This window comes from Micromonospora sp. ZG13 (assembly GCF_059359355.1).
This window is the reverse complement of the sequence record NZ_JCADBQ010000013.1, coordinates 120,498-144,454: the sequence shown is the minus strand read 5'-3', so window position 1 is coordinate 144,454 and position 23,957 is coordinate 120,498. Positions and strand designations below refer to the sequence as shown.

At 74.7% G+C, this 23,957-nt stretch carries 24 protein-coding genes and 1 riboswitch; of the genes, 2 read left to right on the top strand and 22 right to left on the bottom strand.

Annotation, left to right across the window (positions count from 1 at the left end):
• Positions 1 to 121: 121 nt before the first annotated feature.
• The 17 genes from pheT to rpe all read right to left on the bottom strand — a co-directional run bounded on the left by pheT (position 122) and on the right by rpe (position 15,488).
• Positions 122 to 2,668 (bottom strand): phenylalanine--tRNA ligase subunit beta, encoded by a 2,547-nt coding sequence (gene pheT, locus AC5L34_RS23470; RefSeq protein WP_494826981.1) that lies wholly within the window; start codon positions 2,666 to 2,668, stop codon positions 122 to 124.
• Between the two features lie 39 nt (positions 2,669 to 2,707).
• Positions 2,708 to 3,787, bottom strand: coding sequence for a phenylalanine--tRNA ligase subunit alpha (gene pheS / locus AC5L34_RS23465; protein ID WP_494826979.1), 1,080 nt, complete (start codon positions 3,785 to 3,787; stop codon positions 2,708 to 2,710).
• Positions 3,788 to 4,006: 219 nt separating this feature from the next.
• Positions 4,007 to 4,846: a TrmH family RNA methyltransferase gene (locus AC5L34_RS23460; protein WP_441177297.1), complete on the bottom strand. Its 840-nt coding sequence runs from the start codon at positions 4,844 to 4,846 to the stop codon at positions 4,007 to 4,009.
• 32 nt (positions 4,847 to 4,878) lie between these two features.
• The gene (gene rplT / locus AC5L34_RS23455; RefSeq protein ID WP_030335718.1) at positions 4,879 to 5,271 is read right to left on the bottom strand and encodes a 50S ribosomal protein L20; all 393 of its coding nucleotides are present in this window, start codon (positions 5,269 to 5,271) and stop codon (positions 4,879 to 4,881) included.
• A 32-nt stretch (positions 5,272 to 5,303) separates the two neighbouring features.
• On the bottom strand, positions 5,304 to 5,498 hold the full coding sequence (rpmI, locus tag AC5L34_RS23450; RefSeq protein ID WP_007458415.1) for a 50S ribosomal protein L35: 195 nt from the start codon (positions 5,496 to 5,498) through the stop codon (positions 5,304 to 5,306).
• Positions 5,499 to 5,517: 19 nt separating this feature from the next.
• Entirely contained in the window at positions 5,518 to 6,141 is a 624-nt protein-coding gene (infC, locus tag AC5L34_RS23445) for a translation initiation factor IF-3 (RefSeq protein ID WP_089000940.1), read from the bottom strand.
• Positions 6,142 to 6,475: 334 nt separating this feature from the next.
• On the bottom strand, positions 6,476 to 6,949 hold the full coding sequence (locus AC5L34_RS23440) for a PH domain-containing protein (protein ID WP_363902440.1): 474 nt from the start codon (positions 6,947 to 6,949) through the stop codon (positions 6,476 to 6,478).
• Complete coding sequence (locus AC5L34_RS23435; protein WP_441177296.1) at positions 6,946 to 7,986, bottom strand: DMT family transporter; 1,041 nt, start codon at positions 7,984 to 7,986, stop codon at positions 6,946 to 6,948. Before AC5L34_RS23435 ends, AC5L34_RS23440 begins: the two co-directional genes overlap by 4 nt.
• Entirely contained in the window at positions 7,983 to 8,828 is an 846-nt protein-coding gene (hisG, locus tag AC5L34_RS23430; RefSeq protein WP_101409253.1) for an ATP phosphoribosyltransferase, read from the bottom strand. Before hisG ends, AC5L34_RS23435 begins: the two co-directional genes overlap by 4 nt.
• Positions 8,829 to 8,873: 45 nt before the next feature.
• A complete protein-coding gene (locus tag AC5L34_RS23425; protein WP_088947482.1) occupies positions 8,874 to 9,137 on the bottom strand; it encodes a phosphoribosyl-ATP diphosphatase in 264 nt (87 codons plus the stop codon).
• A gap of 105 nt (positions 9,138 to 9,242) precedes the next feature.
• Positions 9,243 to 9,740, bottom strand: a complete 498-nt coding sequence (ribH, locus tag AC5L34_RS23420) for a 6,7-dimethyl-8-ribityllumazine synthase (protein WP_101409252.1) — start codon at positions 9,738 to 9,740, stop codon at positions 9,243 to 9,245.
• A 2-nt stretch (positions 9,741 to 9,742) separates the two neighbouring features.
• Positions 9,743 to 11,008, bottom strand: a complete 1,266-nt coding sequence (locus AC5L34_RS23415) for a bifunctional 3,4-dihydroxy-2-butanone-4-phosphate synthase/GTP cyclohydrolase II (protein WP_441177295.1) — start codon at positions 11,006 to 11,008, stop codon at positions 9,743 to 9,745.
• Positions 11,005 to 11,703: a nicotinamide riboside transporter PnuC gene (gene pnuC, locus AC5L34_RS23410; RefSeq protein ID WP_494826975.1), complete on the bottom strand. Its 699-nt coding sequence runs from the start codon at positions 11,701 to 11,703 to the stop codon at positions 11,005 to 11,007. Before pnuC ends, AC5L34_RS23415 begins: the two co-directional genes overlap by 4 nt.
• Positions 11,703 to 12,371: a riboflavin synthase gene (locus tag AC5L34_RS23405; RefSeq protein WP_441177293.1), complete on the bottom strand. Its 669-nt coding sequence runs from the start codon at positions 12,369 to 12,371 to the stop codon at positions 11,703 to 11,705. Before AC5L34_RS23405 ends, pnuC begins: the two co-directional genes overlap by 1 nt.
• A 1-nt stretch (position 12,372) precedes the next feature.
• The gene (gene ribD, locus AC5L34_RS23400; protein WP_494826974.1) at positions 12,373 to 13,434 is read right to left on the bottom strand and encodes a bifunctional diaminohydroxyphosphoribosylaminopyrimidine deaminase/5-amino-6-(5-phosphoribosylamino)uracil reductase RibD; all 1,062 of its coding nucleotides are present in this window, start codon (positions 13,432 to 13,434) and stop codon (positions 12,373 to 12,375) included.
• Positions 13,435 to 13,593: 159 nt separating this feature from the next.
• Positions 13,594 to 13,768, bottom strand: a riboswitch (FMN riboswitch).
• Positions 13,769 to 13,849: 81 nt separating this feature from the next.
• Positions 13,850 to 14,806 carry a GGDEF domain-containing response regulator gene (locus tag AC5L34_RS23395; RefSeq protein ID WP_101409248.1) on the bottom strand — a complete coding sequence of 319 codons (957 nt, stop codon included), beginning with the start codon at positions 14,804 to 14,806 and terminating at the stop codon, positions 13,850 to 13,852.
• Position 14,807: 1 nt separating this feature from the next.
• Positions 14,808 to 15,488 carry a ribulose-phosphate 3-epimerase gene (rpe, locus tag AC5L34_RS23390; RefSeq protein ID WP_089000949.1) on the bottom strand — a complete coding sequence of 227 codons (681 nt, stop codon included), beginning with the start codon at positions 15,486 to 15,488 and terminating at the stop codon, positions 14,808 to 14,810.
• Between the two features lie 248 nt (positions 15,489 to 15,736).
• On the opposite strand from rpe, the gene AC5L34_RS23385 reads away from it, so the two are divergent.
• Both AC5L34_RS23385 and AC5L34_RS23380 read left to right on the top strand, forming a co-directional pair.
• The gene (locus tag AC5L34_RS23385) at positions 15,737 to 16,624 is read left to right on the top strand and encodes a septum formation family protein (protein ID WP_441177292.1); all 888 of its coding nucleotides are present in this window, start codon (positions 15,737 to 15,739) and stop codon (positions 16,622 to 16,624) included.
• A gap of 110 nt (positions 16,625 to 16,734) precedes the next feature.
• A complete protein-coding gene (locus AC5L34_RS23380) occupies positions 16,735 to 17,625 on the top strand; it encodes a septum formation family protein (RefSeq protein WP_494826971.1) in 891 nt (296 codons plus the stop codon).
• Positions 17,626 to 17,667: 42 nt separating this feature from the next.
• Here the strand turns inward: AC5L34_RS23380 and AC5L34_RS23375 are convergent, their stop codons facing one another.
• The 5 genes from AC5L34_RS23375 to AC5L34_RS23355 form a co-directional block, all read right to left on the bottom strand.
• Positions 17,668 to 19,407, bottom strand: a complete 1,740-nt coding sequence (locus AC5L34_RS23375; protein ID WP_494826969.1) for a M28 family peptidase — start codon at positions 19,405 to 19,407, stop codon at positions 17,668 to 17,670.
• Positions 19,408 to 19,541: 134 nt separating this feature from the next.
• Positions 19,542 to 21,113 (bottom strand): RsmB/NOP family class I SAM-dependent RNA methyltransferase, encoded by a 1,572-nt coding sequence (locus AC5L34_RS23370; RefSeq protein ID WP_441177290.1) that lies wholly within the window; start codon positions 21,111 to 21,113, stop codon positions 19,542 to 19,544.
• Positions 21,110 to 22,036 carry a methionyl-tRNA formyltransferase gene (gene fmt / locus AC5L34_RS23365; protein ID WP_494826966.1) on the bottom strand — a complete coding sequence of 309 codons (927 nt, stop codon included), beginning with the start codon at positions 22,034 to 22,036 and terminating at the stop codon, positions 21,110 to 21,112. Before fmt ends, AC5L34_RS23370 begins: the two co-directional genes overlap by 4 nt.
• Positions 22,037 to 22,040: 4 nt before the next feature.
• Entirely contained in the window at positions 22,041 to 22,601 is a 561-nt protein-coding gene (def, locus tag AC5L34_RS23360) for a peptide deformylase (protein ID WP_101409243.1), read from the bottom strand.
• A 42-nt stretch (positions 22,602 to 22,643) separates the two neighbouring features.
• Complete coding sequence (locus tag AC5L34_RS23355) at positions 22,644 to 23,915, bottom strand: cytochrome P450 (protein ID WP_494826964.1); 1,272 nt, start codon at positions 23,913 to 23,915, stop codon at positions 22,644 to 22,646.
• Positions 23,916 to 23,957 lie beyond the last annotated feature (42 nt).

Genomic DNA, 23,957 nt, shown 5'->3' with positions numbered 1-23,957 from the left:
ACCTTTCAGCCGATACGTCGGAGGTGATCTTGTGTCGAGTCGCTCGCTCCTCGAGGAGCAGGATCTCCGGGTGCGTGACGAATGCCCCTCCCGCGCCGGCGGAAGGGGCATTCGTCGTCACTCAGGCGCCGCGCAGGGTGGCGCCGAAGCGCTCCGCGGCGCGGGCGACCGCCGCGTCCCGTGCGGCCACCGCCTCCTCCACGGTCAACGTCCGGTCCGGCGCCCGGAAGGTGAGCTTGTACGCCAGCGACCTGCGGTCCGCCCCGAGCTGCTCCGAGGCGTACACGTCGAACAGGCGCACGCCCTCCAGCAGGCCGCCGGCGCCCTCGACGAGGGCCTGCTGCACCTGCGCCGCCGGCACCGAGGAGTCGACGACCAGCGCCACGTCGATCAGCGCCGGGGGGAAGCCCGACACGACCGGCGCGGACGCCACCGGGGCGGCCGGCAGCGCGTCCAGGTCGAGCTCCATGGCGCTGGTGCGCCGGGGCAGCTCCAGCGCCGCCAGGACCGCCGGATGCAGCTCGCCGGCGTGCCCGACCACGGTGCCGTCGACCAGCAGCTCGGCGCACCGGCCGGGGTGCCAGGGGGCGTGCTCGGCGGCCCGGACCTCGATCCGCTCGGCGGGGACCTCGGCGGCGGCCAGCACGTCCCGGCCGGCCTGTACGGCGTCCGCCCAGCCGGCCGGGCGGCCCGCGCCCCACCAGCCCGCCGGCTCCACGTCGCCGGTCAGGACGACGGCGACGTGCCGGGGCTGCTCGGGCACCACCGCGTCGGCGGCGGCGAACTCCTCGTCGGTGGGGCGCCGGTCCACGCCCATCGCCGGCGGGCTGCCGGCGCCGGTACGCGGGTGGAACACCGCGCCGATCTCGTAGAGCGCGAGGTCGCGCTGGCCCCGGCCGAGGTTGCGCTTGACGATGCCGAGCAGCGGGCCCAGCAGCGTGGTGCGCAGCAGCGGCTCCTCCTCCGACAGCGGGTTGGCCAGCCGCACCGCGCGCCGACGCGGGTCGTCGGCCGGCAGGCCGAGCTGGTCGGCCAGCCCGGGGGCGACGAACGGGTGCGCGAGCACCTCGACGTACCCCCGCTCGGCCAGCGACCGGGCCACGGCCCGGCGGCGCCGCTGCTGCCAGGTCAGGCCGCGACCGGGCGGCGCGGTCGGCAGCACCGACGGCACCCGGTCGTACCCGTCGAGGCGGACCACCTCCTCGACCAGGTCGGCCGGGTCGGTCAGGTCGGGCCGCCAGGTCGGCGGGGTGACGCTGAGCGCGTCGTCGGCACCGGCGGTCACGCCGACCTCGCCCGGGTCCTCGGCCAGCCGGTCGGCGCCCCGCGCGACGGTGCAGCCGACCTGCTCCAGCAGGGCGACCACCCGCGCCGGCGGGTAGTTCACGCCGATCCGCCGGCTCGGCAGGTCGACCGGCAGCACGACGGGGGTACGCGGCCGGACGTGGTCGACGTCGAGGATCTCGTCCCCGGCCGCGCCACCGGCGTGCTCGGTGAGCAGCCCGACCGCCCGCGCGATGGCGACCAGCGGCAGGGCCGGGTCGACGCCCCGCTCCCAGCGCTTCGCCGCCTCGCTGAACAGCTTGTGCCGGCGGGCGGTGCGCCCGACCATCACCGGGTCCCAGTGGGCGGCCTCGAAGAGCACGTTCGTCGTCCCGGCAACGACCTCGCTCGTCTCGCCACCCATCACGGCGGCCAGCGAGATCGGGCCGGTGTCGTCGCAGATCACCATGTCCTCGGGCGCGAGGGCGCGGGTGACCCCGTCCAGGGTCGTCAGCTTCTCCCCCGCCCCGGCGCGCCGGACCACCAGCGGCCCGGCGATCCGGTCGGCGTCGAAGGCGTGCATCGGCTGGCCCAGCTCGAGCATCACGTAGTTGGTGATGTCGACCGGCAGCGAGATGCAGCGGATGCCGGCGGCGGTGAGCCGCCGCTGCATCCAGCCGGGGGTGGGCGCCGCCGGGTCGACGCCGCGCACGAGGCGGGCGGCGAACCGGTCGCAGCCGACGGTGTCGCGCACCTCGACCGGGTACGCCGGCGTGTCGGTGCCGCCGGGCGCGGGCGCCAGGCCCGGGTCGCGGAACGGCACGCCGAGGGCGTGCGACAGCTCCCGGGCCAGGCCGCGCACGCTCATCGCGTACCCCCGGTCGGGGGTGATCTCCACCTCGACCACGACGTCGTCGAGCCCGACGACGGGCCGCGCGTCGTCGCCCGGCTTGGCCGGTACGTCCCCGGGCAGCACGATGATGCCGTCGTGGTCGTCGCCCAGGCCCAGCTCCCGCGCGGAGCAGATCATGCCGTTGGAGTTGCGCCCGTACGTCTTGCGCGCGCCGATGGCGAAGCCGCCGGGCAGCACGCCACCGGGCAGGATCACCACGACCCGGTCGCCCGGGGCGAAGTTACGCGCCCCGCAGACGATTTCCTGCGGCTCGCCGGTGCCGTTGGCGTCGCCGACGTCGACCCGGCAGAACCGGATCGGCTTCTTGAAGCCGGTCAGCTCCTCGATCTCGCGGACCTCACCGACGACCAGCGCACCGGTGACGGTCTCCCGCAGGTCCACCACGGACTCGACCTCGACGCCGAGGTCGACCAGGGCCTGCTCCAGGTCGGCCGTGGGCAGGTCGGCGGGGAGGTCGACGTACTCCCGCAGCCAACTGACAGAAACTCGCATGACTCAGACCACCGTCTCCGTGACTCGTACCCGCATCGCCTACGCCCCGACCCCGAACGCGCGGGTGAACCGCACGTCGCCCTCGGCCATGTCCCGCATGTCGCTGACCCCGTGCCGGAACATCACCGTCCGGTCGATGCCCATGCCGAACGCGAATCCGGAGTAGACCTCGGGGTCGATGCCGCAGGCGCGCAGCACCCGCGGGTTGACCATGCCGCAGCCGCCCCACTCGACCCAGCGCGGGCCGTCGCGGTGCTCGGGGAACCAGACGTCGAACTCGGCGGACGGCTCGGTGAACGGGAAGTAGTGCGGCCGGAAGCGGGTCCTCGCGCCCGCGCCGAACATCGCCCGGGCGAAGTGGTCCAGGGTGCCGCGCAGGTGCGCCATGGTGATGCCCCGGTCGACCACGAGGCCCTCCACCTGGTGGAAGACCGGCGCGTGGGTGGCGTCCAGCTCGTCGGTGCGGTAGACCCGGCCCGGCACGATCACGTAGATCGGCGGCTTGCGGGTCAGCATGGTGCGCGCCTGCACCGGCGAGGTGTGCGTACGCAGCACCAGGCCGGAGCCCTCCGTGCCCTCCGGCGGCGCGACGTGGAAGGTGTCCATCAGGCCGCGCGCCGGGTGGTCGGCGGGGATGTTAAGGGCGTCGAAGTTCGTCCACTCCAACTCGACCTCGGGCCCCTCGGCCACCTCGTAGCCCATGCCGACGAACAGGTCGCTGACCTGCTCCATCAGCGTGCTGATCGGGTGCCGGGCGCCGCGGGGCCGCCGGTCGTTCGGCAGCGTCACGTCGACGCGCTCCTCCACCAGCACCCGCTGCGCCTGCTCCCGGTCCAGCACCTCCTGGCGGGCGGCGTACGCGGCCTCGACGGCGCGGCGGGCCTCGTTGACCCGCTTGCCGGCGTCGGACTTCGCGGCCGGCGGCAGCGCGCCGATCTCGCGGCGGGCCAGCGAGATCGGCGACCGGTCGCCGAGGTGCGCCGGGCGCAGCGCGGTCAGCGCGTCGGGGTCGGCGGCCTCGACGAACGCCTTCTCGGCGGCGGCGACGGCCTCGGCCAGGGCGGCCGGGTCGAGCAGGGCGACCTGCTTCGGATCGTACGGATCGTTGCGGTAGCTCATGACGTACGGGCACTCCCTCACGGCGGCGCCAGCCCTCACTCAGGCGGCGAAGCGAGTCTACGGACGCGCGGCTGTGCCGCAGCCCGCCGGTGGGAGTTGTGCGGGGAGCAGGTCAGGCCCGCCGCCCGCCGACACCGGCGGGCTGGCTAAACGAACGCCGTGGCGCGTTCATGGGCGGACGCTCTCCTCTGCTGGACGGCTCGCGGGACCTGCGACCGGTCACCGCTGCGCTCTCGCTGAAGCGTACAGGCAGACCGCGGCGGCCGCAGCCAGGTTCAGGCTCTCGGCGCGCCCGTGCAGGGGCACCCGGACCCGGGCGTCGGCGGCGGCGGTGAGCGCCTCGGGCAGCCCGTGCGCCTCGGAGCCGAAGAGCCACGCGGTGGGGGCGGCCAGCCGCCCGTCGTCGGCCAGGTCGTCGAGGTCGTCCTCGCCGTAGCCGGTGGTGGCGAGGACGGTGAGCCCGGCGGCGCGCAACGCCGCGACGACCTCCACCGGGTCGGGGGCGCGGACCACGTCGACGTGGAAGAGGCTGCCGGCCGAGGCCCGCACGCACTTGCCGTTGTACGGGTCGACGGCCTCGCCGGCGAAGACGACCGCGCCGGCACCCGCGGCGTCGGCGGTGCGCAGCACCGTGCCCGCGTTGCCCGGGTCGCGGATCCCGGCGAGCACCGCCACCAGGCGGGGCCCGTCGGCCAGGGCCCGCTCCAGGGGCACGTCGAGGTGGCGGCAGACGGCGACGAGGCCCTGCGGGGCCACGGTCTCGGCCAGCGCGGCGAGCGCCTCGTCGGTCGCCTCGGACACGGGCACGTCGGCGCGGGCCGCGACGGCGGCCAGGTCGGCGTGGCGGTCCAGGGCGGCGGGCGTACCGAAGAGTTCGGTGACCACCCCCGGGCGGGCCAGGGCCTCTCGGACCGCCTGCGGCCCCTCGGCCAGGAAGCGGCCGGCGGCCTCGCGGTCCCGGCGGCGCTGCAACCGCCGGGCGGCGACCACCCGGGGCGTACGCGGGGTGAAGGGGCCGGAGACAGCGTCGAGGCGTCTCCCGCGCGATGGTGACTGCATGGGAGACGCCTCGATCTGCTGGTGCGCGGGGATCAGGCGGCCTGGGCCGCCGCGCCGCCGGTGCCCTCGGCCGCGACCGCGGCCCGGGCCAGCTCGACGATCGCCGCGAAGGCGGCGGCGTCGTTGACGGCCAGGTCGGCCAGGATCTTGCGGTCGACCTCGATGCCGGCCAGGCGCAGGCCCTGGATCAGGCGGTTGTAGGTCATCCCGTTGGCGCGGGCGCCCGCGTTGATCCGCTGGATCCACAGCTGCCGGAAGTCGCCCTTGCGGTCGCGACGGTCCCGGTAGGCGTACTGCATCGAGTGCAGCACCTGCTCCTTGGCCTTGCGGTAGAGGCGGGAGCGCTGACCGCGGTAGCCGCTCGCGGTCTCCAGCAGGGTACGGCGCTTCTTCTGGGCGTTCACAGCCCGCTTGACGCGTGCCATCTCAACTCCTAGTTACGTAAAGGTGGCGCGCGTCAGCGGCCGAGCAGCTTCTTGATGCGCTTGACGTCGGCCTTGGCCAGCACCACGGTGCCGGTCAGCCGACGGGTCTGGGTGGAGGGCTTCTTCTCCAGGTTGTGCCGGAGGCCGGCCTGCTGGGCAACGATCTTGCCCTTGCCGGTCACCTTGACCCGCTTGCCCATCCCCGTGTGGCTCTTCATCTTCGGCATGTGGAACGTCTCTCCCCTGTTACTCGCCGCTGTTGTCGGCGACTGTGCCGGTGTCACCGGCCGCTGCGGGCTCGCCGGCCGGGGCGCCCTCGGCGTCCCGCTCCCTCGGCCCGCCTCGGGTGGCCGTGGCGGCGACCGCTGCGGCCTTGGTGGCGCGGTGCGGCGCGAGCACCATGATCATGTTTCGACCGTCCTGCTTGGGAGCGGCCTCGACGTACCCCAGCTCCGAGATCTCCGACTCGAGCCGGCGCAGGAGCCGGTAACCCAGCTCCGGGCGGCTCTGCTCGCGACCGCGGAACATGATCGTCACCTTGACCTTGTCGCCGGCCTTCAGGAACCGCACCACGTGACCCTTCTTGGTCTCGTAGTCGTGCGGGTCGATTTTCGGCCGGAGCTTCATCTCCTTGATGACGGTCTGCTGCTGGTTACGCCGCGCTTCGCGCGCCTTGAGTGCGCTCTCGTACTTGAACTTGCCGAAGTCCATGAGCTTGCACACCGGCGGGCGCGCCATCGGCGCAACCTCGACCAGGTCCAGGTCTACGTCCGCGGCCAGCTGAAGGGCGCGCTCCAGCGGGACGATGCCCACCTGCTCACCCTCGGGGCCGACCAGTCGGACCTCACGTGCCCGGATCTGCTCGTTCACGCGTGGTTCGACGCTGATGGGGCCTCCTCGAGTCAAGATCTCTGCGTGGCCGACCCCGCGGCTCCCGGGTGGGAGCCGACCTGGAAAGCAGAAGGCCCCGGCGCATGCCAGGGCCCGCTCGACCGGTCGGCACGATCACATGATCGCGCATCCGGTGCCGGGACGTGCCCGGAACCGGTGACCGGACCCGGCCACCGTGGTGGCGACTCGGGTGGGAGCAGGCGCTCCTCTTTCAAGGCTGTGTGCGTGGCGCGACTGCGCGCACGCGGGGACAGCCTGGTCGACTCACCCACACTACACCCTCGCCCGGACGAGCACCCACCCGGGCACCCGGTCAGCGGCCGGTGGCGCCCTCCGCGAGCCGGGCCTGGTGCGCCTGGTGCAGCCGGCGCAGGGCGCGGACCCCTTCCACGGCCCGCTCCTTGTCGGCGGCCTGGAGGGCGACCATCGGCAGCAGGTCGTCGTCGTGCAGCTCCAGGCTGGCCCAGGGCGCGCCCCGGTCGAAGCGGACGCCCCGGACGACCTCCCACGGCAGCTCGTACGAGCCGACGAGATTGCGCACGCGCACGCCCCGCGCGGTCGCGTCGACCCGGGGGCGGGTGAAGATCAGGAGGGCGAGCGCGCCCAGGATGCCGAGCCCGACCATCGCGATCTGGTCGCCGCGCTGGAAGCTGCCGTAGCCGTTGCCGGTCGCGCCGCTCAGCGTGGTCGCCAACAGGCTGAACACCACGAACAGCACGGCTGCGGAGATCCAGCAGACCAGCCGGACGCGGTGCGGGCGGAGGTGGACGGACTCGGTTTCGCTCACCCCACCAGTCTGCCACCCGAACCGGGCCGCTCCCGCGCCGCCACACGTTCCACAGGCGGGACGGCCTTCCCGGGACCCCGCCGACCGCGCCCCCGGCCGGCGACCAGGGCCGCCGTGAGGGTGAGCAGCGCCCCGGCGAGCACCGGCAGCCGCAGGCCGGGACCGCCCGGCAGCAGCGCGTCCAGCAGCAGGGCGCCGCCCAGCTGGCCGGCGACCAGGGCGAGCCCGGTCCGCAGCACGCCGACCGCCGGGACCCCGACCAGCAGGGCCGCCACGATGACGACGCCGAGCAGGCCGCCGGTGTAGAGGTACCAGTCGCCCGGCCAGGTCGGGCGCGGCCCGGTGAGGGCCCCGGCAAGCGCCGCGACCAGCAGCACGACGGGCGTGGCCGTGGCGAAGTTGACCACCATCCCGGCGGCGGCCGAGCTGGCGGCGGAGACGCGCGCGTTCAGCGCGGACTGGAGCGCGACGCCCAGCCCGCCGGCCACGGCGAGCAGGACCAGGCCGAGGGCGAGGTCGCCGACGGGCTGGCCGAGCTGGGCCAGCGTCACGGCCGCCACGCCGAGCAGCGCCCCGGCCACCCGTGGCCGGGTGAGCGCCAGCCGTCCCACGGGCGCCAGCCCGGCCCGGTCGACGGCCAGCCCGCCGAGGCTGCCGCCGGCGACCTGGGCGATGGTGAAGACCGCCACCCCGAGCACCGGCACGATGTACGCCCCGGCCAGCACGATCGCCGCCCCGCCGAGCCCGCCCAGGTACGTCCACCAGGGCAGCCGGGCCCGGCGCAACGCGGCGAGGCCGGTGCGGGCCGACGGCAGCGCCAGCACCCCGAGGCCCACCAGCAGGGCCCCGCCGAGGTTGTTGACCACCGCGCCGAGGGTCGCGTTGCCGGCCCGCTCGCCCAGCTCGGCGTTGGCCGCGCCCTGGGCCGCCGAGGCGACGCCGGCGAGGGTGACCAGGGTCAGCGCCGCCCACGGCGGCAGGGCGCGCGACACCGCCGACGGCGCCGCGGCGCCCGCCGCCGTGGGCGGGCGGCTCACAGCCGGCAGGCGTGGATGTTGGTGACCAGGATCGCGCGGGCGCCGAGCTCGTACAGCTCGTCCATGATCCGGTGCACGTCGTCGCGGAGCACCATCGCCTGCACCGCCACCCAGCCCTCGCGGTGCAGCGGCGAGACGGTCGGCGACTCGATGCCCGGGGTCAGCGAGCTGGCCCGGTCGAGCAGGCCCGCGGGCACGTCGTAGGCGAGCATCACGTAGCGGCGGGCGACCAGCACCCCGTGCAGCCGGCGCAGCAGCTGCGCGGACTGCGGGTGGGTCTCGGCGGCGGCGCGGCGCACCAGCACCGCCGACGAGCGCAGCAGCGGCTCGCCGAAGACCACCAGGCCGGCCTGGCGCAGCGTGGCGCCCGTCTCCACCACGTCGGCGACCACGTCGGCGACGCCGAGGCGTACGGCGTTCTCCACCGCGCCGTCGAGGCGGATCACCTCGGCCTCGAGCCCCAGCTCCGCGAGGTGCCGCTCGACCAGCCCCGGGTACGCGGTGGCGATGCGGTGCCCGCCCAGCTCCCGCACCGAGGCGATGTCGTCGGGGCGGGCGGCGAAGCGGAAGGTGGCCCGGCCGAAGGCGAGGTCGACGACCTCCTCGGCGGGGGCGCCGGAGTCGATCAGCAGGTCCCGGCCGGTGATGCCCAGGTCCAGGTCGCCGGAGCCGACGTAGGTGGCGATGTCCTTCGGGCGCAGGTAGAAGAACTCGACGTCGTTGGCCTCGTCGCGGCAGACGAGGTCCTTCGGGTCGGTGCGCTGGCGGTAGCCCGCCTCGCGCAGCATCTGGGCGGCTGGCTCGGCCAGGGTGCCCTTGTTGGGGATGGCGACACGCAGCATGACGGAGTGCTCCTTCGATCGAAACTGATCAACGATGGGGCGCACTCACAGATGTCGGTAGACGTCCTTCAGGTCGAGACCGCTGGCCAGCATCAGCACCTGGACCTGGTAGAGCAGCTGGGAGATCTCCTCCGCCGTACGCTCCGGTCCCTCGTGCTCGGCGGCCATCCACGACTCGGCCGCCTCCTCGACGACCTTCTTGCCGATGAAGTGCACGCCCTTCTCGAGCGCGGCGACCGTGCCCGAGCCGGGGGTGCCCGCAGCGGCCTTGGCCTGCAGCTCGGCGAACAACTCCTCGAACGTCTTCACGCCGCGATTCTTCCAGCCGCCCCGACGACCCCGGTGCGCCGGGTAGGCGCCCCGTTCACCGACCGGGAACGCCGCACGGTGGTGCGTCCCCGGTCGGGCGCGGGATCAGCCGCCGAAGCCGACCCGGTGGCCGTTGCCGGCGAGGTCGCGGATCGTCAGCGCGGCGTCCAGGGCGGCGACGGTGGCCGCCCAGCCCTTGTCCTCCGCCGAGCCGGGCAGCCCGGCGCGGTCCCGGGCCTGCGCGAGGGTGTCGACGGTCAGCACGCCGTGCGCGACCGGCTTGCCCTCGTCCAGCGCCACCCGGGTCAGCCCGTCCGTCACGGACCGGCAGACGTAGTCGAAGTGGGCCGTGGCGCCCCGGACCACCACGCCGAGGGCGACCACCACGTCGCAGCGCCGCGCGAGGGCCTGGGCCACCACCGGCAGCTCGACCGAGCCGGCCACCCGCGCCGTGACCGCCCGGGCCCCGCACGCCTCGGCGGCGGCGACCGCCCGGTCGAGCATGTGGTCGGTCAGCTCGCCGTGCCAGCGGGCCGCGACCACGCCGACGGTCATCCCGGCGGCGTCGACCGCCGTCACTCCCGGTTCACCGAAACCCGCCACGCCTACGCTCCGATCTCGTCGCCGAGGACGGGGCGGCCCATGGGGGCCTCGGTCACCTCGTCCAACTCGTCCAGCAGGTGCCCCATCCGGTCCCGCTTGGTGCGCAGGTAGCGCACGTTCTCCGGGTGCGGGCGCACCGGCAGCCCCTCGCGGCCGGTGACGGTCAGCCCGTAGCCCTCCAGCCCGGCGCGCTTGGCCGGGTTGTTGGTGAGCAGCCGCATCGAGCGCACCCCGATGTCGTAGAGGATCTGCGCGCCGGTGCCGTAGTCGCGGGCGTCGGCCGGCAGGCCCAGGTCGAGGTTGGCGTCGACCGTGTCGCGGCCCTGGTCCTGGAGCTGGTACGCCTGGAGCTTGTGCAGCAGGCCGATGCCGCGCCCCTCGTGGCCGCGTACGTAGAGCACCACGCCCCGCCCCTCCCGGGCGACCCGGTCCAGGGCGGCGTCGAGCTGCGGGCCGCAGTCGCAGCGCACCGAGCCGAACACGTCGCCGGTGAGGCACTCGGAGTGCACCCGCACCAGCACGTCGCGCCCGTCGCCGATCTCGCCCGCGACCAGGGCGACGTGCTCGGCCGAGTCGTGCTCGCTGCGGTAGCCCAGGGCCCGGAACACGCCGTGGCGGGTGGGCATCCGGGCGTCGGCGACCAGCTCGACCTGCTTCTCGGTGCGCCGCCGGTACGCGACGAGGTCGGCGATCGTGATCAGGGTCAGCGAGTGCTCGGCGCAGAACTTCTCCAGGTCCGGCACCCGCATCATGGTGCCGTCGTCGTTGACCAGCTCGCAGAGCACGCCGGCGGGGCGCAGCCCGGCCAGCCGGGTCAGGTCGACGGCGGCCTCGGTGTGCCCGGGCCGGCGCAGCACGCCGCCCTCGCGGGCCCGCAGCGGCACCACGTGCCCGGGGCGGGCCAGGTCGGCCGGGCCGGTGCCGGGGTCGGCGAGCAGCCGGATGGTGTGCGCCCGGTCGGCGGCGGAGATGCCGGTGCTGACGCCCTCGCGGGCGTCGACGGTCACCGTGTAGGCGGTGCCGCGCCGGTCCTGGTTGGTGTGGTGCTGCGGCGGCAGGTCCAGCCGGTCGCACTCGCTCTCGGTCAGCGGCGCGCAGATGTAGCCCGACGTGTGGCGCACCATGAACGCGAGCAGCTCCGTCGTCGCCAGCTCGGCGGCGAAGATCAGGTCGCCCTCGTTCTCCCGGTCGGCGTCGTCGACCACGACGACGGGCCGGCCGGCGGCGACGTCCGCCACCGCCTGCTCGATACTGCCAAAGGTGGTCATGCCACGGCCTCCGAGTAGGTCGACGGGATCGGGGCGGGCACCGGGCGGGCGACCCGCGAGGTGCGCCACCAGGCCACCAGGCCCCAGGCGCAGAAGGCGCCGTAGACGAGGTACATGGCGGCCGAGGGGTAGAAGCCGCCGCGCAGCAGCAGCGGCACGCCGACCGCGTCGACGGCGATCCAGATGAGCCAGAAGTCCACCCAGCCGCGCGCCATGCCGTACGTGGCGAGCAGGCTGCCGGTGAGGATCCAGGCGTCCGGCAGCGGCCCCCAGGAGCCGAGGGCGGCGAGCACCGGGTACGCCGCGGCGGTGCCGATCACGGCCGCGAGCAGCAGGCCCAGCCGTTCCCGGCGGGTGGCCCAGCGGGGCGCCACCGCGGTCCGGTCGCCGTCACCGCCCCGGCGGCGGTGGCGCGACCAGCGCCACCAGCCGTAGACGCTGACCGAGAAGAAGAAGACCTGCCGGCCGGCCTGCCCGTAGAGGTCGTGCGCCTGCGGGGTGGCGAAGACGCCGCCCAGGAAGACGGTGAACAGCAGCGCGTTGCCGATCATGCCGACGGGCCAGGCCCAGACCAGCCGGCGCAGGCCGAACACCGCTGACGCCAGCCCGAAGCCGTTGCCGACGATCTCGCGCACCAGCACCGGCGAGCCGGCGATGTCGACCTGCGCGTCGAGCAGCCAGCCGAGCGGGCCCATCAGGCCGCTCCGCCCGGCAGCCCGGCGACCGGCAGCCCGCCGGGCGGGTCGGCGTCGGGGACGGCGGGCCCGGCCAGCCGGGCGCCCAGTAGCCGCTCGACGTACTTGGCGAGCACGTCCACCTCGAGGTTGACCGGGTCGCCGACGCGGCGGGCGCCGAGGGTGGTCAGCTTCAGCGTGGTGGGGATCAGCCCGACCGCGAACCAGTCCTCCCCGACCCCGGCGACGGTCAGCGAGACGCCGTCGACCGTGATCGAGCCCTTCTCCACCACGTACCGGGACAGGGCGGCGGGCAGCCGGAACCGGACGGTCTCCCACTGCGCGGCCGGCTCGCGGGCGACGACCTCGCCGACGCCGTCGACGTGCCCCTGCACGAGGTGCCCGCCGAGGCGGCTGCCCAGCGCGGCGGCCCGCTCCAGGTTGACCGGGTCGCCGGCGCGCAGCGCGCCCAGCGAGCTGCGGCGCAGGGTCTCCCCCATCACGTCCGCGGTGAAGGTCCCGTTCTCGACGTCGACCACGGTCAGGCAGACGCCGTTGACCGCGATCGAGTCGCCGTGCCGGGCGTCCGAGGTGACCAGCGGGCCGCGGACGGCGACCAGCGCCGAGTCCCCCGCCGTCTCGGTGACGCGGACGACCTCACCCAACTCCTCGACGATGCCGGTGAACATGTCAGCCCTCCCTCTTCCGGGGCAGCGCGGTGATCCGCAGGTCGGGTCCGACCTGCGTGAAGTCGACGTACTCCAGGTCGATGGCCTCGGCGATGGTGGTCACGCCGGCGTCGACGAGGGCGGTCGGGCCGGCGCCGAGCAGCCGGGGCGCCACGTAGCCGACGATCTTGTCGACGAGGCCGGCGGCCAGGAAGGCGCCGGCCAGCTTCGGGCCGCCCTCCAGCAGCGCGGCGCGCACCCCGCGCCCGTGCAGCGCGGCGAGCAGCGCCGGCAGGTCGACGCGGCCGTCGGGCCCGGCGCCGACCTCCGCGGCGGTGGCGATCCAGGTGCGGGCCGCGCCGTCGCGGACCCGGGCGTCGGCCGGCGTACGCCCGTCGGTGTCCACCACGACCCGCAGCGGCTGCCGGATGGCGAGCGTGCCGTCGCGCAGGTTGCGGGCGGTGAGCCGGGGGTCGTCGGCGAGGACCGTGCCCACCCCGGCGAGGACCGCGTCGACGGTGCCGCGCAGCGCGTGCACGTCCATCCGGGCGGCCTCGGAGGTGATCCACATGCTGGTGCCGTCGGCCGCCGCCGACCGGCCGTCCAGCGTCGCGGCGAACTTCCAGATGACGTACGGCCAGCCGCGGCGCATCGAGGTGAGCCAGGCGATGTTGCCGGCCTCCGCCTCGCAGGCGCGTACCCCCGTGTCGACCTGGACCCCGGCGGCGCGCAGCGTGGCGGCGCCCCCGGTGGCCAGCGGGTTGGGGTCGGGCACGGCGATGACGACGCGGGCCACGCCGGCCCGCACGAGCGCGGTGCTGCAGGGGCCGGTGCGGCCGGTGTGGTCGCAGGGTTCCAGGGTGACCACGGCGGTGCCGCCGCGGGCCCGCTCCCCGGCCTGGGCTAGCGCGACGATCTCGGCGTGCGGCCCGCCGGCGTAGGCGTGGAACCCCTCGCCGACCACCTGCCCGTCGGCGTCGAGCAGCACGCAGCCGACCACCGGGTTGGGGCTGGTCGTGCCGAGACCGCGCGCGGCGAGTTCCACCGCGCGACGCATCGCCTCGTCGACGGAGACGCCGGCCATGCCCTGCCCTCTCACTCGCCGGTCGACGCGCGGGCGGTGACGGGAGGCAACGGCATGGGGCCGCGAGCGTGCGGCGGCGGAGATCCGGGTACGGCGGAGCCGCCCCGGGGGGCGCGCACGGCACGCTGAAATCAGCGGCCGGGCAGGCCCGTCCGTCCCGCGCGCTGTCTCCCATCCGGACTGTCTGGGGGCGGGGGTTGCCCGCTCCCAACCGTCGGCCCCGGATTCTCACCAGGTCCACCGGGCGGCACGAGGCCGACCGGGTCGCGGGCTTACCACGGTCACGCCGTGGATCACCGCCGGTTCGGAATTACACCGAGTCCCGCCAGCGCGTGGTGGGTACACGGGAAGTGTTACACGCCGCACGGGGGGTCGCGCCACCCGGGCGGTGCACTTCACAGCAACAGCGCACGAATCAGGTAACGCCGCGCCGCCGGTCCACCGCCACGTACGAGCCGGGCTGGCTCTTGGCCACGGTCTTCATCTCGGAGGCGACGGCGATCGCCTCCAGCGGGTTGGTGAAGCGCTTGCCGGAGTCGGAGAGGCACACGCCGATCGAGAGGGTGACCAGGGCGGCCCGCCGGATGTTGCCCCGGCGGTCCTTCAGCTCCACGTAGCCGCGCGCGGCGTCCACGGGGTCGTAGAGCGAGTCGGCGGCCTTCTCGAAGTCGGCGGAGACCCGGGAGGTGAGCGGCCGGACCTGCTCCGGCGCGCAGACGATGACGAAGTCGTCCCCGCCGACGTGCCCGAGGAAGGCCGGTGGCAGCCCCACCGAGACCACCGCCCGGTGCAGGCTGCGGGCCAGGGCGGAGATGAAGTCGTCGCCCCGGACGAAGCCGTAGCGGTCGTTCACGCTCTTGAACCGGTCGATGTCGATGTAGCCGACGGCGTAGTCGACCCCGCTGCGGACCCGGTCGGAGATCTCCCGGCGGATCCGGCTGTTTCCGGGCAGCCCGGTCAGCGGCGAGACCTCGCGGAACTCCTTGTTGCGGCGCAGCGTGGAGCTGACCCGGGCGACCAGCTCGGCGGTGTCGAAGGGCTTGACCAGGTAGTCGTCGGCGCCGGCGCTGAGCCCGTGCACCTTGTCCACCGTCATGCCCTTGGCGGTCAGCATGATCACCGGCAGGGCCGAGGTCATCGGGTCGGCCCGCAGTCGCCGGGTCAGCTCCAACCCGTCGATGCGCGGCATCATCAGGTCGACCACCGCCAGGTCGGGGCGCTGGCGCTCGATGACCTCGAGCGCCTCCTGCCCGTCGCTTGCGTGGATCACCTCGAAGCCGTGCAGGCGGAGGTTGAACTCGACGAAGCGCGCGATGTCCTCGTCGTCGTCGACGACGAGGATCACGTCCTGGCGGTCGTCGGCGGGTTCCACGTCAGGCCCCGGAGGCGGCGCGTTCCGCGAGTGCCCGCAGCTTCCGCACGGCCTCTGCGGGGTCGTCGGCGCCGTAGACAGCGGTGCCGGCGACGAAGGCGTCGGCCCCCGCCTCGGACGCCTGGGCGATGGTGTCGGCGGCGATGCCGCCGTCGACCTCGATGCGCAGTTCGAGGTGGCCGGCGTCGACGTGCCTGCGGGCCGTACGCACCTTGTCGAGCAGTTGCGGGATGAACCGCTGCCCGCCGAAGCCGGCCTTGATCGTCATGATCAGCAGCGTGTCGAAGCTCGGCAGCAGCTCCAGGTAGGGCTCGATCGGGGTGTCCCGGTCGATCGCCAGCCCGGCCTTGGCGCCGGCCGAGCGCAGGTCCTTGGCCAGGGCCACCGGGTCGTCGCACGCCTCGGCGTGGAACGTCACGTTGTACGCCCCGGCGTCGGCGTACCCGGGTGCCCACCGGCGCGGATCCTCGATCATCAGGTGCACGTCGAAGGGCAGCTCGGTGGCGGCCCGCAGGCTCTGCACCACGGGCAGCCCGATGGTCAGGTTGGGCACGAAGTGGTTGTCCATGACATCCACGTGCAGCCAGTCCGCGGCGTTCTCGACGGCGCGGACCTCCTCGGCGAGGCGGGCGAAATCGGCGGCGAGGATGCTGGGCGCGACGATCGGCGGCGGTACGGTCACCGGGCCAGTGTACGAACGCGGCCGACGGCCGCCCGCAGCGCGCCACCACCCGGGACACCCGGTGACCCGGCGGTGACCAGTGGTGCAGAATTGGCCCTCCCGGCGCGGCGAAACCGGACGAAGGGCCATCCGTGACTGGCCGAACGACGGAAACGCGGCAAGACTCCATCAGGGACGGTGACGTGAGCCGCACGCCCGCGCGGTGCCCCGGCGGCGGTCGACGCGTCAGCTCCCGGAAAGGGCGGACGATGCGACGGTGGCTCGCGACGCTGGCGCTGGCCGGCACCCTGACGGTCCTGCTGTCCGGGTGCGTACGACCGGGCGGCTCCGACGGCGACCTCACCGACGACTGGCCGGCGCTGCGGGCGCCGCAGCTGTTCGTGCCGGCCACGGACGCCTGCCTGCCCCGGATCACCGCCGTCGTGCAGGCGCGCACCTACGAGGCGGTGGACTGCTCCCGCAGCCACCTGGCCGAGACCGTGCACGTCGGCAGGTTCACCGGTCCGGCCGCCGACGGCGACCGGCCCGCGCCGGGATCCGCCGCCCTGCGTCCCGCCCGCGCCGAGTGCGACCAACGCGCCCGCGAGGTGCTCGGCGGCGACTGGCACGCCGCCCGCATCACCCTGACCGTCGCGCTGCCCGCCACCTCGGCCTGGCGCGGGGGCGCCCGCTGGTTCCGGTGCGACCTGAGCGAGACCGGCAGCATCGACAACACCCGGCCGGTGAACCGTACGGGCAGCCTGCGGGGCGCGATGATCGGCGACTCCCCGCTGCTGCACCGCTGCTTCGACCCCAAGCTGATCGGCGACAACCTGAACTACATGGCTCCGGTGCTGTGCACCGAGCCGCACCGCGCCGAGTTCGTCGGCGTCTACGTGGAGCGGGACATGAGCTGGGCCGAGTTCGGCCGGTCCCACCAGCGGACGCACACCCGCTGCATGGCGCTCATCGCCGCCTTCGCCGAGGTGCCCAACAACAGCGACCTGCCGTACCGGGCCGGTTCGATCTTCTATCCGCCCTCGCAGCGGGAGTGGCAGGAGGGCGACCGCGGGGTGCGGTGCTTCCTGTGGAGCGACGACCGGAAGCTGACCCGCTCCATGCGCGGCGCGGGCCCGCAAGGGTTGCCCGCGAGCTGAGCGAGGGTGCCGTATGCTGCCGCACCGTGGCGTGTCCGGCCGCCCGTGCGCCGGCGGAACCGCCGCGACGGCCGCCGCCGGGTGCGGCCCACGGACGGTGGGAGGTCGGGATGCGACGGTGGTGGACGGCGGCCACGGTCGGCGCGGTGGCGGCGCTGGCGTTCACGGGTTGTGCCACCCCGGCCGGCACCGACCGTGACCTGACCGACGACTGGCCGGCGCCGGCCGCGCCGCAGGCGTTCGTCCCCGCCGCCGGGGTCTGCCACTCCGGCGTGCAGGACGTCGGCTACCTCTCCGCCTACCACCCCGTCGACTGCGCGCTGTCGCACCGCACGGAGACCGTGCACGTCGGCACGCTGACCGGCGCGGGAGCCGAGCGCGACACGCCCCCGCCGGCCGGCTCGGCCGGCATGCGGGCCGCCCGCGCCGAGTGCGACACGAAGGTCAGGGCGGTGCTCGGCGGCGACTGGCGCTCCGGGCGGCTCGGGCTCAACGTGGTGCTGCCGTCGCCGCAGGCGTGGGGTGGCGGCGCCCGCTGGTTCCGCTGCGACCTGAGCGAACAGACCAGCCTCGACGAGGCCGGCGCGAAGGACCGGACGGGCAGCCTGAAGGGCGCGCTGACCGGCGCCGCCCCCCTCGCCCACCGCTGCTTCAACCCGAAGACGCGCGGCGACGAGGTGCGCGAGATGGTGCCGGTGGCCTGCACCAGCAGGCACCGCGCCGAGTTCGTCGGCGTCTGGCAGGCCCCCGACACCAGCTACGACGCCTTCAACCGCGACACCCGCAAGGTGCACCGGGCGTGCCGGACGCTGATCGCGAAGTACGCCAGGGTGCCGGACAACGGCGACCTCCAGTACCGGGCCGGCTCGATCTACTACCACCCCTTCGAGCGGGAGTGGCGCAACGGCAACCGGGGCGTGCAGTGCTTCCTGTGGGTCAGCGACCGCAGCCTCACCAGGTCGGTCAAGGGCGCCGGTACGAAGGGCCTGCCGGTCACCTGAGCGGGGCGGTCAGCGTCGCCGACCGCCCCGACCCTGTGGTGTTCAGCTCGCCTGGAGCGTCACGTCGTCGATGACGAAGCTGGTCTGCAACGAGGCGTCCTCGGTGCCGGTGAACTTCAGCGTCACCGTCTGCCCCGCGTACCCCGCCACGTTGAACGACCGCTGCGTGTAACCCGCCGCCGCGTTCAGGTTCGAGTACGTCGCCAGGGTGGCCGTGCCCACCTGCACCACCAACCGGTCGTACGCGGTGCTCGTCGTCGTCTCCGCCGTGTCGACGTGCAGCCAGAACGACAGCGTGTAGCTCGCACAGCCCGCCGGGATCGTCACCGACTGCGACAACGTGTCGGTGCGCGTCGAGCCGTAGCCCACCAGCCACGCCTTGTACGAGCCGGTCCGCGCCGGCTGGTCGGCGTCGTTGGTGATGACGCCCGACGACGCCGTCCACGGCGACGACCCGCTCTCGAACCCGCCGTTGCCGATGAGCTGCCCACCGGCGCACCCGCCGCCGCCACCGACGGTCAGGGTGTAGCTGGCCGAACGCGAGACGCCGCCGGAGCCCGCGCCGGTGACCGTGACGGTGTAGGTGCCCACCGCGGCCGAGGCCGACGCGCTGAGCGTCATGGTGGCGGAGCCGCCGGAGGCGACCGAGGACGGGCTGAACGACGCGGTGACGCCCGCCGGAAGGCCGGTCGCCGACAGGCCGACCGTCTGGGCCGTGCCGGCGGTGGTGGCCGTGGAGACAGTCGCCGTGGTCGACGCGCCGCGCTGCACCGAGCCCGACGTCGGGCTCACCGCGACGGAGAAGTCGTTGGTCGCCGAGCCCACGGCGGTCTGCCAGATGGCGTACGCGATCCCGTCGGCGCTGCGGTTGAGCACCGTGGCGCTGACGTTCGAGGTGGTGTCGCAGGAGCGGTGGTAGCACGGGTCGTACGCCGAGCCGGAGGTGCCGCCCCACTTGGCGGCCTGCGCGGAGGTCTTGCGGGCGCTGGCGCCCGCGGCGTACCCGGAGGTCTGGATGCCGGCCTGCGCGAACGGGTAGTCGTCGGAACGGCCCTGGCCCTCGACGTTCTCCTCCGGCTGGATGTTCAGCGAGTCCCAGTACGCCTTCAGCGGGGCGGCCGTGGCGGAGGTGATCCGGTTGATAAAGTAGCCGCCGTTGATGGAGCCGATCATGTCGAAGTTGTAGTAGCCCTTGATGTAGCCCCGCTGGGTAGCGCTCAGTGAGCGGACGTAGAAGTCCGAACCGTTGAGGCCCTGCTCCTCGTCGGTCCACCAGGCGAACCGGACCCGCTTGGTCATCGTCGGGTTCTGCCGGGCCAGCACCAGCGCGTTCTCCAGCAGCGCCGACGAGCCGGTGGCGTTGTCGTTGATGCCCGGGCCGGCGGAGACGCCGTCGAGGTGCGATCCGAACATGACGACCTGGTCGGCGGGCCCGCCCGGCCACTCGGCGATCAGGTTGTTCGACCGGTAGGTGCAGTCGGTGCAGACCTGCTCCGTCACCGTGTAGCCGGCGGCCTGGAGCTTCGTCTTGACGTACGCCACGGAGGCCGTGTAGCCGGCGCTGCCGGCGCGCCGGTTGCCGCCGTTCTGGGTGGCGATGGTCTGGAACTGCGTGAGGTGGGCCTGAACGTTGGCCACCGCGATGTCCGGCGCGGCCAGGGCCTGCGCGGCGGGCGCGAGCACGCCGGCGGCCGGTGCCGCCGACGCCGGCGCGACGGCCGACGCCACGCCGCCGGTGAGGACGGCGAGCGCGAGCCCAGCGGTCAGGATTCTTCGCTTCATGGACACTCCTCGATAAGTGGTGGCCTGATCATGCCATCGAGGAGTGCGAATGGGCGATAGGCCCGGGCGGGCGGATCCGAGTCCACCCGCCCGCCCGGGCGTCACCTACGAAGGGCCGGCCCCGCGCCGCCCGCTCAGGTGCGGCGCAGCATCGCCAGGAACATCGCGTCGGTGCCGTGCCGGTGCGGCCACAGCTGCACCGTCGGCCCGTCGCCGAGACCGGGCATCCCCGCCGGCAGCAGCGGCCGGGCGTCGACGAAGTCGACCGGCACCCCGGAGCGGCGGGCCGCCTCGGTCACCGTCACGTGCGTCTCCACGGTGTGCGGGGAGCACGTCACGTAGGCGACCAGCCCGCCCGGGCGGGCCGCGCGCAGCGCCGCGGCCAGCAGCTCGCGCTGCAACCGGGTCAGCGGCGGCAGGTCCGAGGGCTGGCGCCGCCACCGGGACTCCGGCCGGCGGCGCAGCGACCCCAGCCCCGTGCAGGGCGCGTCGACGAGCACCCGGTCGAAGTGCCCCTCCGGCAGCTTCGGGTCCGCGCCGACGGTGCGGCCGTCGGTGTGCAGCACGGTCACCGGCAGACCCCGGGTGGCCTGCTCAACCAGCCGGGCCCGGTGCTCGGAGACCTCGACCGCGGTCAGCCGCGCGTCGCGCTGGGCGGCGAGGGCGCCGAGCAGGCCGGACTTGCCGCCCGGGCCGGCGCACAGGTCCAGCCAGCGCCCGTCCGGGCCGTCGAGCGGAGCCACCGCGAGGGCGTCGGCCACCAGTTGGGAGCCCTCGTCCTGCACGTGGGCGCGGCCCTGCGCGAGCGCCGGCACGTCTCCGGGCGCCCCGCCGGAGAGATAGACGGCGTAGGGCGAGAAGGCCCCCGGTGCGCCGCCGACCTCGTCGGCCAACTCCGCCGGGTCGGCCAGCCCGGGCCGCGCGCACAGGTGCACGGGCGGACGCTCGTTGTTCTCGATCAGCAGCCGGGTCGTCTCGCCGAGGTCGCCGCCGAGCGCCTCGGCGAAGGCCCGCACGATCCACTGCGGATGGCTGTACGTCAGGGCGAGGTGCCCGATCGGGTCGCTCTCGGCCGACGGGGCCAGCTTGGCCACCCAGGCGTCGGCGTCCCGGCCGGCGACCTCGCGCAGCACCGCGTTGGCGAAGCCCGTCGCGCCGGCACCCACCGACTTGACCAGGTCGACGGTCGAGGAGACCGCGGCGTGCGCCGGCACCCGCGTGTGCAGGAGCTGGTAGGCACCCAGCCGCAGCGCGTCGCGTACCGGCGGGTCGATGCGCTGCACGTCGCGGCCGGCGGCGTCGCCGAGGATCGCGTCGAGGGTGCCGAGGTGGCGCAGCGTGCCGTAGGTCAGCTCGGTGGCGAAGGCGGCGTCGCGACCGACCAGTCCCGCGTCGCGCAGCAGTGACGGGAGCACCAGGTTGGCGTACGCGTCGTCGCGGTGCACCGCCGCGACCGCCTCGTACGCCACCTGGCGTGGCAGGTCCACCGTCGGCCGGGCCATGGGGCGCCGGCCGCCGTCGCGGCGGTCACCGCCGGACCGGGCGCCCCACTGGCCGCCCCGCGCCGGCCGCTCGCCACGCTGGCCGCCCGAGGGACGCTGGTCGCGCCCGCCGGACCGCTCGTCGCGTCGTCCACCGTCGAAGCGCTCGTCGCGTCGCTCGGCGGCGAAGCGGTCACCCGAGGGCCGTTCCGATGGGCCGGTCACGCGAGCTCCTCCCCCGCGGCGACCCGGACGCCCCGCGCCCAGTCGGTCGCCGGCATCGCCCGCTTACCCGCCGCCCGGACCTCGCCGAGCCGCACCGGGGTCGTGGCCGTACCGGCCAGCACCCGCGACTTCTCCACCAGCAGCTCGCCCGGCTTCAGCTCCGGGCCGTCGGGCACCGGGGTGACCGGGCCGAGCTTCACGCGCTCGCCCCGGAACGTCGTCCACGGGCCGGGCGCCGGGGTGCAGGCCCGCACCCGCCGGTCGACCGCGAAGGCGGGGTCGGACCAGCGCACCCGGGCGTCCTCCACGGTCAGCTTCGGCGCCAGCGACACCCCGTCGGCGGGTTGCGGCTCGGCCCGGGCGGTGCCGTCGTCGATCGCGTCGAGGACGGCCACCAGCAGGCCGGCGCCGGAGTGCGCCAGCCGCTCCAGCAGGTCGCCGGAGGTGTCGGTGGGACGGATCTCGTCGGTCAGCGTGCCGTAGACCGGGCCGGTGTCCAGCCCCTCCTCCAGTTGGAACACGCTCGCCCCGGTCAGCTCGTCGCCGTGCAGCACGGCGTGCTGCACGGGCGCGGCACCGCGCCAGGCGGGCAGCAGCGAGAAGTGCAGGTTGATCCACCCGTGGCGGGGGATCTCCAGGGCCGCCGGCGGCACCAGCGCGCCGTAGGCGACCACGGGGACGCAGTCGGGAGTCAGCTCGCGCAGCCGGTCCTGGAACTCCGGCTCACGCGGCCGGGCGGGGGTCAGCACCTCGATCCCGTGCTCGTCGGCCCACGCCCCCACCGGGGAGCGGGCCAGCCCGCGACCGCGCCCCGCGGGGGCGTCCGGCCGGGTGACCACGGCGACGAGTTCGTGCCGGGAGGCCGCCACGGCGGCCAGGGCGGGGACGGCGACGGCCGGCGTGCCGGCGAAGATCACGCGCACGGGCTCACCGACCCAGGCCGAAGGGGCTGCCGGAGGCGTGCGGGTTGAGCTTGACCGTCGGCGGGGCGCCCGGGTCGTACCACTCCGCCTGGCGGATCGCCTTCATCGCCTCCTTGCGCCCGGCCGGGTCCAGCCGGTCCACGAAGAGCACCCCGTCGAGGTGGTCGGTCTCGTGCTGCACGCAGCGCGCCATCAGGCCGGTGCCGACGATCTGCATCGGGTCGCCGTAGCCGTTGAAGCCCTTGGCGATGACGTTCTGCCGGCGCTTGGTGTCGAAGTAGAGCCCGGGGATGGACAGGCAGCCCTCGGGGCCGTCCTGCTCCTCGGCGTCGGGAAACTCCAGCACCGGGTTGACCAGGTGGCCGACCACGTCGTCGACGTCGAAGGTGAACACCCGCAGGCCCACACCGAGCTGCGGCGCGGCGAGGCCGGCACCGTTCTGCTCACGCATCGTGTCGGTCAGGTCGGCGATGAGCTTGCGCAGCTCGACGTCGAAGTCGACCACCGGGTCGGCCGGCGTGCGCAGCACCGGATCTCCGAACAGACGGATGGGCTGGACGGTCACTCGGCATTGCTCCTTCGGCGGGCGGACTGCTGCCGTACCAGTCTACGGAGTGCCGCCGGCCGCCCCGGCCGGCGTACCGCGACGCGGCGCGGTCGGTGGGGTGTCGATGGTCACCGGCAGGCTCTCGTAGCCGCGCAGGACCAGCCTGGACCGGTGCCGCGGCGGGGCGGCGAGGGCCAGCCCGGGCAGCCGGCGCAGCAGCTGCGGGAAGGCGACCTGCGCCTCCAGCCGAGCGAGGCCGGCGCCGAGGCAGTAGTGCGGGCCGGCGCCGAAGGACAGCGGGTGGCTCTGGGCCCGCCACGGGTCGAAGCGCTCCGGCTCGGGGTAGCGCCGGGGGTCCCGGTTGGCGGCGGCGAGCAGCAGCAGCACCCAGCCGTCGGTGGGCACCTCGACGCCGCCAACGGTGACCGGCGCGCCGGCCAGCCGGGTGGTGAGCTGCACCGGCGGGTCGTAGCGGAGCAGCTCCTCGACGTACGCCGGGGCGAGCTGCGGATGCCCGCGCAACGCGTCGGCCGCGCGCGGGTGCGCCAGCAGCACCGCCAGGCCGTTGCCGAGCAGGTTGGTGGTCGTCTCGAAGCCGGCGACCAGCAGCACCACCAGGTTGGCCAGCAGCTCGTCGCCGGAGAGCCGCTCGCCGTCGGTGTCGTGCACCCGCACCAGCGCGGTGGTCAGGTCGTCGGCAGGGGCGCGCCGACGGGCCGCGACCAGCTCGGCGAAGTAGTCGCGCAGCTCGACCGCACCCCGGTCGGCCACGGCCAGCTCCTCCGGCGTGATCACCGGCTCCAGCACCCCGGTCAGGTCGGCCGCCCAGCGCCGGAACAGCGGCCGGTCCGCCGCCGGTACGCCGAGCAGCGCGCAGATCACCCCGACCGGCAGCGGGTAGGCGAACTCGGCCAGGAAGTCGACGGGCTGGCCGCCGGCGCCCCGCCGCAGCATTGCGTCGATCAGCTCGTCGGCCTGGGCCGCCACGACGTCGCGCATCGCGGCGATCCGGCGCGGGGTGAAGGCGCCCGCCGCGAGCCGGCGCATCCGGCTGTGGTCGGGCGGGTTGGTGCGCAGCATCGACCGGGAGATCGACGCGATGGCGGGGCTGTCCCGCCAGCCCGGCAGGAACCGGTCGCGCAGCGCGTCGTCGAGCACCCCGAGCCGGGGATCGCGGAGCAACTCGTCGGCCTCGGCGTAACCGGTCACCGCGTACATCGCCGGGCCGGCCTGGACCACCGGCCCGAAGGCGCGCAGCCGCTCGTACGCCGGGTAGGGGTCGATCCGGCCCTGTGGCGACATGAGCAGCGCGACGGTGTCGGCGGCGTCCATGGTCGGCCTCCCGTCCGTAGCCGAGAGACCCATCATGCCCCC

What these genes read in the sequence shown, in the direction of transcription:
- pheT (WP_494826981.1), bottom strand. Translation starts at nt 2,668, where the DNA reads ATGCGAGTTTCTGTCAGTTGGCTGCGGGAGTACGTCGACCTCCCCGCC.
- rpmI (WP_007458415.1), bottom strand. Translation starts at nt 5,498, where the DNA reads ATGCCGAAGATGAAGAGCCACACGGGGATGGGCAAGCGGGTCAAGGTG.
- pheS (WP_494826979.1), bottom strand. Translation starts at nt 3,787, where the DNA reads ATGAGCTACCGCAACGATCCGTACGATCCGAAGCAGGTCGCCCTGCTC.
- pnuC (WP_494826975.1), bottom strand. Translation starts at nt 11,703, where the DNA reads ATGGGCCCGCTCGGCTGGCTGCTCGACGCGCAGGTCGACATCGCCGGC.
- AC5L34_RS23405 (WP_441177293.1), bottom strand. Translation starts at nt 12,371, where the DNA reads ATGTTCACCGGCATCGTCGAGGAGTTGGGTGAGGTCGTCCGCGTCACC.
- AC5L34_RS23380 (WP_494826971.1), top strand. Translation starts at nt 16,735, where the DNA reads ATGCGACGGTGGTGGACGGCGGCCACGGTCGGCGCGGTGGCGGCGCTG.
- AC5L34_RS23375 (WP_494826969.1), bottom strand. Translation starts at nt 19,407, where the DNA reads ATGAAGCGAAGAATCCTGACCGCTGGGCTCGCGCTCGCCGTCCTCACC.
- ribD (WP_494826974.1), bottom strand. Translation starts at nt 13,434, where the DNA reads ATGGCCGGCGTCTCCGTCGACGAGGCGATGCGTCGCGCGGTGGAACTC.
- AC5L34_RS23415 (WP_441177295.1), bottom strand. Translation starts at nt 11,008, where the DNA reads ATGACCACCTTTGGCAGTATCGAGCAGGCGGTGGCGGACGTCGCCGCC.
- AC5L34_RS23460 (WP_441177297.1), bottom strand. Translation starts at nt 4,846, where the DNA reads ATGCAGTCACCATCGCGCGGGAGACGCCTCGACGCTGTCTCCGGCCCC.
- AC5L34_RS23355 (WP_494826964.1), bottom strand. Translation starts at nt 23,915, where the DNA reads ATGGACGCCGCCGACACCGTCGCGCTGCTCATGTCGCCACAGGGCCGG.
- rplT (WP_030335718.1), bottom strand. Translation starts at nt 5,271, where the DNA reads ATGGCACGCGTCAAGCGGGCTGTGAACGCCCAGAAGAAGCGCCGTACC.
- AC5L34_RS23385 (WP_441177292.1), top strand. Translation starts at nt 15,737, where the DNA reads ATGCGACGGTGGCTCGCGACGCTGGCGCTGGCCGGCACCCTGACGGTC.
- hisG (WP_101409253.1), bottom strand. Translation starts at nt 8,828, where the DNA reads ATGCTGCGTGTCGCCATCCCCAACAAGGGCACCCTGGCCGAGCCAGCC.